11 protein-coding genes are annotated in these 9,734 nt (G+C 53.7%); 3 read left to right on the forward strand and 8 right to left on the reverse strand.

All coding sequences use genetic code 11. From position 1 onward, the window contains the following. Together VMT71_09610 and VMT71_09615 are read right to left on the reverse strand one after the other, a co-directional pair. A partial coding sequence (locus tag VMT71_09610; GenBank protein ID HVN24218.1) for a hypothetical protein occupies positions 1 to 300 on the reverse strand: 300 nt, incomplete at its 3' end. Positions 301 to 590: 290 nt separating this feature from the next. Continuing rightward, positions 591 to 1,040 carry a hypothetical protein gene (locus VMT71_09615; protein ID HVN24219.1) on the reverse strand — a complete coding sequence of 150 codons (450 nt, stop codon included), beginning with the start codon at positions 1,038 to 1,040 and terminating at the stop codon, positions 591 to 593. Between the two features lie 242 nt (positions 1,041 to 1,282). On the opposite strand from VMT71_09615, the gene VMT71_09620 reads away from it, so the two are divergent. Then, on the forward strand, positions 1,283 to 1,693 hold the full coding sequence (locus tag VMT71_09620; GenBank protein ID HVN24220.1) for a response regulator: 411 nt from the start codon (positions 1,283 to 1,285) through the stop codon (positions 1,691 to 1,693). A gap of 82 nt (positions 1,694 to 1,775) precedes the next feature. On the opposite strand, the gene VMT71_09625 is transcribed toward VMT71_09620, so the two are convergent. Then, positions 1,776 to 2,186, reverse strand: coding sequence for a recombinase family protein (locus tag VMT71_09625; protein ID HVN24221.1), 411 nt, complete (start codon positions 2,184 to 2,186; stop codon positions 1,776 to 1,778). Here VMT71_09625 and VMT71_09630 point away from each other — a divergent pair. Then, positions 2,179 to 3,252: a DUF5131 family protein gene (locus VMT71_09630; protein HVN24222.1), complete on the forward strand. Its 1,074-nt coding sequence runs from the start codon at positions 2,179 to 2,181 to the stop codon at positions 3,250 to 3,252. The two genes, VMT71_09625 and VMT71_09630, sit on opposite strands and share 8 nt — an antisense overlap. Before the next feature lie 586 nt (positions 3,253 to 3,838). Next, a complete protein-coding gene (locus VMT71_09635; GenBank protein ID HVN24223.1) occupies positions 3,839 to 5,350 on the forward strand; it encodes a hypothetical protein in 1,512 nt (503 codons plus the stop codon). A 243-nt stretch (positions 5,351 to 5,593) separates the two neighbouring features. Here VMT71_09635 and VMT71_09640 read toward each other — a convergent pair whose 3' ends face one another. The 5 genes from VMT71_09640 to VMT71_09660 all read right to left on the reverse strand — a co-directional run. Next, complete coding sequence (locus tag VMT71_09640; protein HVN24224.1) at positions 5,594 to 6,232, reverse strand: PqiC family protein; 639 nt, start codon at positions 6,230 to 6,232, stop codon at positions 5,594 to 5,596. Between the two features lies 1 nt (position 6,233). Continuing rightward, the gene (locus tag VMT71_09645) at positions 6,234 to 7,238 is read right to left on the reverse strand and encodes an MlaD family protein (protein HVN24225.1); all 1,005 of its coding nucleotides are present in this window, start codon (positions 7,236 to 7,238) and stop codon (positions 6,234 to 6,236) included. A gap of 33 nt (positions 7,239 to 7,271) precedes the next feature. Beyond that, on the reverse strand, positions 7,272 to 8,039 hold the full coding sequence (locus tag VMT71_09650) for an ATP-binding cassette domain-containing protein (GenBank protein HVN24226.1): 768 nt from the start codon (positions 8,037 to 8,039) through the stop codon (positions 7,272 to 7,274). Positions 8,040 to 8,049: 10 nt separating this feature from the next. Beyond that, on the reverse strand, positions 8,050 to 9,186 hold the full coding sequence (locus VMT71_09655) for an ABC transporter permease (protein HVN24227.1): 1,137 nt from the start codon (positions 9,184 to 9,186) through the stop codon (positions 8,050 to 8,052). Beyond that, a partial coding sequence (locus tag VMT71_09660) for a hypothetical protein (protein ID HVN24228.1) occupies positions 9,176 to 9,734 on the reverse strand: 559 nt, incomplete at its 5' end. The genes VMT71_09655 and VMT71_09660, both read right to left, overlap by 11 nt.

The raw sequence follows: 9,734 nt of genomic DNA on the forward strand, positions 1-9,734 counted from the left end.
GGCAGCGGTCAGATTGAGTTCGGAGACAACGCCTTTTTCATCAAGGGTCAGGTAGCCGACAGGGGCATAGTCGTAGAGGTCGATGTAGCGCGACCGCGATTCTTCCAGTTCTTCCTGGGATCTTCGAAGCTCATCGTTCTGCATCTCAAGCTCAATCTGATGGACAGAAAGTTCCTGATTCAGCTCATTGACGTCTTTGCCGTAAAAGGTGCGGGAAATCTTTACCCCATTCTCTGCCAGCAGCTTCTCAGCTTTTTTCCGAAGGTCTTTGAGTTTATCGGGAGAGCCCTGCTTTGCCATGTCTCCTCCCTTTGGGTGCGATCAACGGTATGAGTGAACCGGCATTGGAGTCGGTAAAGTATATCTTACCCAATATTATAAGACAGCTTCGTCCATTAGGGGGAAGGAGTGTCGCAGTTCTGCAACCGAAGAGGAATCTCTCTCGGACAGCTTATGCATGAGGCGATCACCTCATCACCTCACGGGGCGGCTCCTTCCGGCACCTCGCCGCGAGAATAACACACCGGACCGTTTGTTATTCTTTTTTGCGCGTGACAAGATCACGTTGCGATGCAAACATGGCCGCGGCCTTATCTGATGAGAACGGTTATGGCGAGGACCAGGATATGCTTGCCACCGGCTTTAAGCTCCACGCGATCAACGGCGCGGTAATCCAAGGCACAACGGAGGATTGAGGCCCTCGACACCGTCTGTGTTGTGGCGTACTTTCTGATCCCTTTCTCCCATCCCTCCACAGCAACAGGGGCCTTGTCCACCCACAGGGCGCAGAGTGACAACTCCTTGAGATCAAACAACTGCTTGCCTTCTATCGTCATATCTTTGCCGTCAGCATTGAACAGCCCGAACCGACCCGAACAGACCGACTCAGAAAACACCTTGCTCGTGATCCATGCGCTGTCGCTCCAAGTGAATCCCCTGTATCCGCTCGGAAGCGGCCCCATGCGCTGGCTCTGAGCAAGGAGGTCCTCAAAGTCGATCACGGTATGCAGGCTGTTGTTATTTACACCCGACTCCGTCACACGCAGCCTCCTTTCAAGAGCGGGGTTCCGAGGGACCGACCCATAGTGATCCTCAGTTGAGCGAACGGTCTTCCTTGGCCACATACGCACTGCTGGCGCTGCTGCGGCACGATGCGAGAGCCAAAATCGCTAAAAATAATTCTGGGTGCGCTCAAACGAATGTCAAGGGGGTCCACGGAAAAAGTACCGTCGACCCGCCGTTTATCCTTTGGAATCTTCGCAGACTATGGTACGCTTCCTATATGGTAGAGAAAATCTGCGATGATAAAGACGTTATTCTTGTTGTGGATGACGAGGAAATGATCGAAGAAATGATCGAACAGATGGTGGAGCGCCGTGGATGCCTCCATGCATCGTATAACGATCCCGCAGAGGCGCTACAGTATTATATAGAGAACAGTCAGAAGATCACACTTATGATTACCGACCTCACCATGCCCAAGTTGTCTGGTTCCGACCTCATCAAGGCTGCTCTCCAGATCAACCCCAAGCTCCAGATAATCCTCCTGACCGGCTATGCGGAGGAACACATCCCCGTCGATGTACGTCCTCTTACACATGCCATACTGCCGAAACCCTTCGTGCAAGCAGATGTGATCGATGTTGTGCGAACAGCACTCGACAAGGTCGATCACCAACACCTGTCAAGCTAGCTGACCAAGTATCTGCCTCGGCTGGATAAACGAATGGAAATGGTGCATACGTCCAGCTTGGAGAGGCCCTGTCTTGACCGTTTTAGGCGATGGCCTTAATGAACTGCCTAATGCTCTTGCTCAACCGGCCATTCTCTTTGGAGTACCGATTCTTGTAGCCATCGACGATCCGCTTCACCTGTTGCGAGCTAAACGAGCTGCCCTTCCCGGTCTTGATCCCCTTTTCCTTCAGGACTCTGCATATCTCCATCAGCCGCGCCGACTGCCGGTACAGCTCGTTGATAAGCTTGATTACCGCTTGCTCCTGCGGATTTTCCTCAAGGCCGTTGCCATTTCTCTTGTAGCCATATGGCACGGACCCGACCACCGCGCCCTGGTTCTTTTTATACTCCATCGCCTTCTTCGTACGATGTTTGACCTGTCTGCGCTCCATTTCACCCAGGAACGCTTTCATGGCGAAGTTGAGGAACCCATCAGGAGTGCTGGTGTCCACCTGGCCCTCCACTGTGTGGAAGTATGGAACGTTTGAGCCTAAACTTCCGTCAGACAGAATCAACGTCCCCTCGCGCATGAAGGCTCCGGCTAAAGGTTCAAGCTTGCGGAACCGCAACGTCCTCGTTTGTTCTTTGGGTGACCTGTTTGGGGAATGGTTTGAGTCGGACGTCATACGCGAGATTCTCAAAGAGGTCGAGCAGAAGAAGCAATTGAATTTTATCTTCTTAACCAAGTATCCCCAACGCCTAACTGAATTCAACTGGCCTCAGAATGCTTGGGTGGGCACCACAGTCGACAAGCAGGAACGGGTACGCGAAGCGGAGGAGGCGTTCAAGAAGGTGAAAGCTTCAGTAACGTTTGTGTCATGCGAGCCGTTACTGGAGGAGTTGACTTTCGAGCGTCTCCACCTGTTTAAGTGGATCATTATTGGCGCGCAAAGAAAAACCAGAGAAGTAAAGGCTCTTCAGCCCAAATGGCAGTGGGTAGAAAACCTTCTCTTCAAAGCGAGAGACGCCAATCTCAAAGTTTACATCACACCCAAACTCCGCGAGTGGCCGAGAGAATATCCTTCTTACGATCAAGACCAGAAAGCTGAGTTGATGACGACCCAGCGCCCAGAATCCCCCAGACACGAAAGAGAGGTCCATGACACATCGCCATACCCTACAGCGGTGTCTCTGAAGGGAAGCGACGGGGGTGAGGTCTGCGTCATGCTGCCCTCGAAGCAGGCGACGAGGGAGCAATCCCCCAGCGACGCAGGTTCTGTTCAGCAAGCTAACCCGGCCCATAGTAACGCAGAGCCTAAACCAAGTCTCCTCGTGGGGCCCGGAGAGAATGCTAGCATTGAAGAACACGAGAACACGACAGGCAAAAAGGCGACTGCTGATGAGAAAACTCAGGGGGTACATAAATTAGAAGTAGCTGGGCCTACACAGAGATCGTTGGGTCCACTTTTTGGCCCAGATCCGACCCCTACACAAATTAAGACAGCGAGAAATGTACCTTCATTGAATTCAATTTTAGTTTCTAAAGAGCTTGCGGTAAAAGCAGATGAACGGCCGTAGGCGTGAGTTGCTTCAGCAGATTCGAGGATGAATCCCACAGTCCTTTGGAATAATAAGTATCTGGCTTGCAAGAACTAAGAACGTATTGCGTTGCTTTAGTTTTCGAGCAGACCCGCACGGCCGTTGATAATCCCGTTGCCAAGGTGCTCCAAGAGGGGATGAACGTGCAGCATAAGATGAATGGAATTGGCAGATTTGCAGGCGTTTGGCATAGATCCCATCCATGAATAAGCAATGACATCTTTTTCCCCTTGTTCCAACTAATAACCCAATTTCAATTTTGACCACCGAGCAGCGAGCCTCAAAATAGAAGCACTCTCACGAAATTCCGCGAATTCTCGAAAATGCATGACGTTGTGATTTGTTTTTCCCATTGATTACAACGACGTATGATGGCATTTCGATTGCTTTATTAAAGGCCGTAGGGGCGAGCCTTTAGACGACCATCGATAACGTTACGCTGACGCTGAGCCAAGCATCTGCACCAGAACGAAGCGTAGGAACGAAAGGAGGTGAGGACGAGTTTCGATTGCTCGAGGAGCATACAGGCTGTTGTTGTATCTAAGACCAGTTAAAGGAGGTAAAGATGAAAAGACTGATCATTTTGTTTTTTGCTGGAATGCTCGCCGTCCCGGCGATAAGTTATGCCGGCAGCGCGACGAGCAGGTGGGATCTCTCCATCGGCGGTATGGTAAAAGTGGATTATATGTATGCCAACCAGTCCCTGAACCAGGACGTAACGGAGGCCGAGCGCCAGGCGAGTGGACTCAACTCGTCATCCCGTGACAGGTATGGGGCCACGAGCTGGGGCATCGGCGAATCAAGGCTCAATTTCTTGATAAAAGGTCCGGACACCTGGGGAGCCAGGACATCGGCCTTTATCGAAGGCGATTTCAGATTCGATACTTCGAACTCCGTCTCTGGGCCCGTCCGCAACAACGTGGAGGACTACGGCCTGTTTGCCCTCAGGCATGCCTTCATGAAGTTCGAATGGCCGACCTTCACCGTGATTGCGGGCCAGACATGGACGGTTCCGGGCGTCTTGCCCTGCTTCTGCTTGCTGGGTGTGAACGAGAACGGCGCGGCAAACAAAGGCGCACTGGCTCCTCAGCTCACGGGCATATGGCAGGCTACAAAGACGTTCTCCATAACCGGAGGTATCCAGGCACCCTACTCGCTCAACAGCTGGCCGGGCGGCTCCCAGGCCACCGGCACGACAATCGATGACGGGTTCCAGAGAAGCAACCTCCCCCTGTTCTTCAGTGAGATTCTCTATAAGACGGATGCCTGCGGCAAGATCGGTGCTTGGATGCTCCAGTTCGGTCTGGGCGGTCTATGGGGTCGGGAGAAGCCGATCACCCCATATACCCTCGGGCCCTACGGTGACATTAACGGCCAAGCTTCTTATTCAAACACTGCGTTCAGTGGTACCGGACCCGGAAACAGTGTCCAGTACTGGAACGTCAACGGTTACGACAGCAGCAACGTTGACGAATGGATGGTGACCTTCAAGAGCTTCATCCCCATCATCCCCGAGAAAGCTCCTGGCAAGCTCGCCCACACCCTCGGCTTGGCGGTGAGCGCGTTTACCGGACAGGACATCCGCCAATTCGCCGGCGGCCCGCCCCTCAAAATGATGGCTTACGCCTACGACCGGACCGCCTATCAGTATCCTGCCACCGCAGCCGGTTACGCCGCTTACAGCAACCAGCTCAACCCGCGCGCGGATTACGTGGCACCGGTGGCCACCGGAGGGTGGGCACAGCTGCAGTGGTACTGGACCAACACGCTCTGGAGCGGCTTTTACTACTCGCAGACCAAATATAACGTTAGCGATGCACGCAAGGCTGTCACCTACGGTGCGGGTCCGACGCTAGCGGCTGCTGCCGCCCCCGCGACCGAGCGGCTGGAGGAGTACCACGTTAATTTGATTTACGATCCAAATCCGGCGATCCGTCTCGGTCTCGAGTACTCGCGGTATAACACACACTATGCAAGGCAAATGTACAATATAGTGACGGTCAATGGATATCCATCGGGGCTTAGCTCCAATGGCAATGTTGACACCGTGAGGGTCAGCGCAACATACTTCTTCTGAGACTCGATTCTGTCCTTCAGGGGGCCCAATTGGTGGACCCCCTTTTTTTTGCCGCGTGCGGCTGGGGCCACCCGTTTAGAGGTGGAAATTCTATGGGGGCCGATAGCGGGTATCATGCGCCCAACCGCAAGGATGCCACGAGCGAGTATCGCATCCACCACTCCTGCAATAAATGAAGGTGAAAGAACGATTGGATGAAGGCCGTGATAGATCAGGGGCTACCAGAAATAGTTGGGGAGTTTATCATTTTGTCGGTGACTGCCGGAGCACAGAGGCGATTCCCTCAGATATGGCAAGGCTCAGTCTCGCGAGAGTACTACTCATTGCCGCAACGAGCGCATCGTAACTGCTGCCGCTCATCTGTTCTGTGAATGCTGCTTCCCTGCTCAGCAATAGATTTCCGTCATTGGCAAGTATCCTCCATTGAGCCTTGAGCAGCACCGAATGGCCGAGCGTTCCTTCGAAGCGGTCAACAAGTACTTCGACGCGCAACGAAGCAGGCACGCGACTCGCCGGGAATGATATCCAGCGTTCGACCGAAATACTACCGGCAGGGAACAAACTGGAAACGTTCTCGAGGAGCACGCGGCTTGTATCAGCCTCCAAAGACCCGGCCCATCGGTGAAATTCCGAGAGCTTGAGCTCATTCTTGCCGGAGCGGGTCACGATCTGGGGTCGGTCAAGATAGTCCGGTATGCGTACGGGACCTATAGCAATGACCACGTTGCGCGAGAAAGAAACTCCAGCAATAGGGGCTTGCTTGTTCGGGACCGTATTCAACTGGTAAAACTTCGACGGCTGTGAACTGGCGCATCCCGTCAGCATCACCAGCACTAAAAAGAGGCTGAAGCGCCAAGGTCGATTGTAGTGCACACGTCGCATGTCACTCTCCTTCAGCGGAGCGCTTGCCTCTGAGCAAGGCTTCAGGATGGCGTTCAAGGTAATCCGCCAGCACACGAACTGAACGCGTGAGGTCGGCGATCTGCTCAAGTGTTCTGCTTATTTCATAGCCGAGATTCACATTCTGTGCGACGATTCCGTTAATGGTTTCCACAGCCCTATTTGTTTCTCTCAGTGTCTTCTGGGCTGCAAACAAGGTCTCTTTGATGCCGGATGCGATCTCCCCGGGTTCCCCCTGATCAAACCTCAATGTTTTTTCAGCTTGCATAAAGGCTGCCCGAGCGGCAATCGTTGTCTCTTTCATCTCTGTCGCCAGAGGACCAATTTGGGTTCTAAAATTTTGCACCAGCACATCGGTGTCATTGAGCAGGTGATTGAGTGTGCCGATGCTTGCCTGGAGCTCCGGGGATGCGACGAGTCTGTTAATTCCTGCAAGAGTCTGATTTAATTTATCAGCAATTTCCTTGAGCGGTATTTCCTCAAGTTTTGTTCTCAGCCGTTCCAGATCAGAAGGAATGGTCGGGATCTCGGGATATCTCTTCTCGAGACCTACAAGCCTGACTGGCGTATCCGGGTGGAAATCGAGACTGACCATGAGCTGGTTCGTGACAAGACTCTGTAGTTGAACCTGGGCCCTCAGCCCTTTGTCTATCAGTGCCTGTAAAAAGTGCTCGTCGCGGATCCCCCCAGTCGGCAAGATCGGCACGATCCTTTTTTTGTCTATCTCGGTGTAGACAGGGATGAACGCCTTCAGGTCCCGAACATCAACCTCCAGGATGACGTCGGTCACCCGTCCTATCTGCACGCCGCGGAACACAACAGGTGCGCCGATTTGGAGCCCTGCAACCGACCCTTCAAAGAACATGACGTTCCGATCAACCTTTCGGAAAAACGTGCCTGAACCAAAAATGACCACACTTGCAACGGCAAGAGCTATGGCCCCCAACACAAAGGCGCCGATGAGTGATTTGCTGGCGTGTCTGCTCATTAGTTTTCACCTCGACTATTCATGATCATCGAATCACCTTTCCTGCACGCCCTTTCCTCGCGTGAGGAAATCGATCACTCTGGGATCCTTTGACTCTTCGAGGAGTTTTCGGGGATTCCCGGCAGCGATAATGGTCTTCGAAACGGGATCTAGAAAGACTGAGTTGTTTCCAATTGCAAGGATACTCGCCAACTCATGAGTCACCACGACAATCGTGGCGCCCAGACTGTTTCTCAAAGCGATAATCAGCTCGTCGAGGAGGTGCGCGCTCACAGGATCGAGCCCTGCAGAAGGCTCATCAAAGAAGAGGATGTCCGGGTCGAGCGCCATGGCGCGGGCCAGTCCGGCGCGCTTTTTCATGCCACCGCTGATTTCGGAAGGATAGTAGTCTTCGAAGCCGGCGAGGCCGACGAGTCCCAGCTTGAGCGAAACAACTTCCTTAATCACGTCTTCGCCCACGTCGGTGTATAGCTGGAGCGGCAGGGCTACATTTTCGGACAGCGTGAGGGAACTCCAGAGAGCGCTGCTCTGGTAGAGTACCCCGAATCTTTGCATCGTACTTTTCTGTTCTTCGGGAGTCGCCGACCACAAACTGAGGCCTTCGTACAGGACCTCTCCCTTTATTGGAGGCAGGAGCCCCACCATGCTCCGCAGTATGCTGCTCTTGCCACTACCGCTCGCTCCCATGATAATGAAGATATCGCCCTTGTTAACGGTGAAGGTGACGTCGTGCAGGATCACCGTGCTATCATAACCCAGCGTCAGGTCTTCCACAATAATATGGGGCTCTCCCTTCATCATCTCCGCCACATTAGATATTCAGGAGATCGCAGAGCGCCGTGATCACCGCCATCGCCACAACAATGCTCACGATACTGGTCACGACTGCAGATGTTGTCGCTTCACCCACCGCTGCAGCGCTCCTTCCTGACTGCATTCCGCGCAGACACCCTGCAAGCGCTACGAGCAGGCCGAAGACAGCGGCGCTGAAAACGCCAACGCACACGTCGTTCAATCGTACTGATTCACAGGTCTTCTGGTAGTATTCCATTAAATTCAGATTGAGCATTGTGACACCGATAATCATGCCGCCGAGCATACCCATCAGGTCTGCATACAGACTCAGGAGCGGCATCATGATGGCAAGAGCGAGCATCCTTGGAAGTACAAGGAATTCTATGGGTGACACACCGAGAGTCCTCAATGCGTCGATTTCCTCATTCACCTGCATCGTGCCGAGTTGCGCGGCGAAGGCTGCTCCGGTGCGGCCGGCCATGATGACCCCTGTCACTATGGCCGCAAGCGCCCTGGTCATGCCGATGCCGACAAGGCTCGCCACGTAAATCTGTGCACCGAAAAGCCTGAGCTGTATGGCGCCGATAAAGGCCAGGATAAGTCCAACGAGCAGGTTAACGAGAGAGACGATCGGAAGAGCCTGGGCGCCGCATTCTTGAAGGGTGAGAAGAAGGTCGGAGGAACGGAATTGGGCTTTCCCAGCAGCGAGCCTCACCAGCGCGAAAAAAACCTCGCCGATAAAACCGAGTATTCCGAGTTGAGAACGCCATAGAGCGATCACAGCACCGCCGGCCTTTTCAAGAAAGGAGGCTTGAGTTGCTTCCCTGCGCACTCCTTGTTTCTCGGGCACTGCGGAAGCAAGGGCCAGGATCTCCTGCGCACCTTGCGGCAGACCATCCTTCTGAAGAGGGACATCCAACTCGGAGCCGGCCTCAATGATATACTTGAGGAACGTTATCAGACCGCTATCCCATCCCGTCAGCGCCTGAGTATCGAATACGATGCGAGACACCGGGCCTGCGGATTTCATCTGGTGCTGAAATTCTTCTCTATCCGGGAGGTGCCTGCTCAATTTCCATACGCCTGACAGGCGTACTACGAGAGTCGCATCTGGAAGGCGCAGCAGGTTCAGTTCGGGTTTGTTAATCGTCATAGCCGATCTCCAGTAGCCGTCTGACTGCTTCAATGAGCGACTGATACAGTGCCTGGAGCTGCCCGAGGTACAAGTCAACGGCCGTCCCTCCAAGCGCACCTGTTGTCGCAGCCGCAAAACGTTCAAAAGCATGCATCGCATCTTCTAGGTTGGATGCCGCGCCTTGAGCGCCACTGATCATCTTCTTCTCCATACCGAGCAGGGCTGTGGCAACGGCATTGTCGACCTCTTTAGCTGCTACGCGGACCGCATCCGGCAGAGTGGTGTCAGGCATCTCCCGGGCGAGCGTGAGGAGCAGCAGAAAGACCGTCTGCGCTTCGCCCATGAGTTTTTGGGCCTCACGTACCTTGGGAGCACCCGGCTCAAACTCAAACTTTGACGATTCGATAAGTATCTGAGCATCCTCTACTCTCTGCGCTATCAGTCGCCGGCACGGATCGAAATCGTTGCCTGTCACTGAAGGTGGTGCCCCGCATGGCTGCATGCGCGCCAACTCTGAAAGCAGCTTCAGTATCTCTGCCAGGCGTGCGCGCAGTTTGTCAGTCGCC

This window comes from Syntrophorhabdales bacterium (assembly GCA_035541455.1).
Taxonomy (GTDB): domain Bacteria; phylum Desulfobacterota; class Syntrophorhabdia; order Syntrophorhabdales; family WCHB1-27; genus JADGQN01.

Excerpts from the sequence above, each read along its gene's own strand:
- VMT71_09620 (HVN24220.1), top strand. The coding sequence starts at position 1,283 with ATGGTAGAGAAAATCTGCGATGATAAAGACGTTATTCTTGTTGTGGAT.
- VMT71_09635 (HVN24223.1), top strand. The coding sequence starts at position 3,839 with ATGAAAAGACTGATCATTTTGTTTTTTGCTGGAATGCTCGCCGTCCCG.
- VMT71_09640 (HVN24224.1), bottom strand. The coding sequence starts at position 6,232 with ATGCGACGTGTGCACTACAATCGACCTTGGCGCTTCAGCCTCTTTTTA.
- VMT71_09645 (HVN24225.1), bottom strand. The coding sequence starts at position 7,238 with ATGAGCAGACACGCCAGCAAATCACTCATCGGCGCCTTTGTGTTGGGG.
- VMT71_09650 (HVN24226.1), bottom strand. The coding sequence starts at position 8,039 with ATGATGAAGGGAGAGCCCCATATTATTGTGGAAGACCTGACGCTGGGT.
- VMT71_09655 (HVN24227.1), bottom strand. The coding sequence starts at position 9,186 with ATGACGATTAACAAACCCGAACTGAACCTGCTGCGCCTTCCAGATGCG.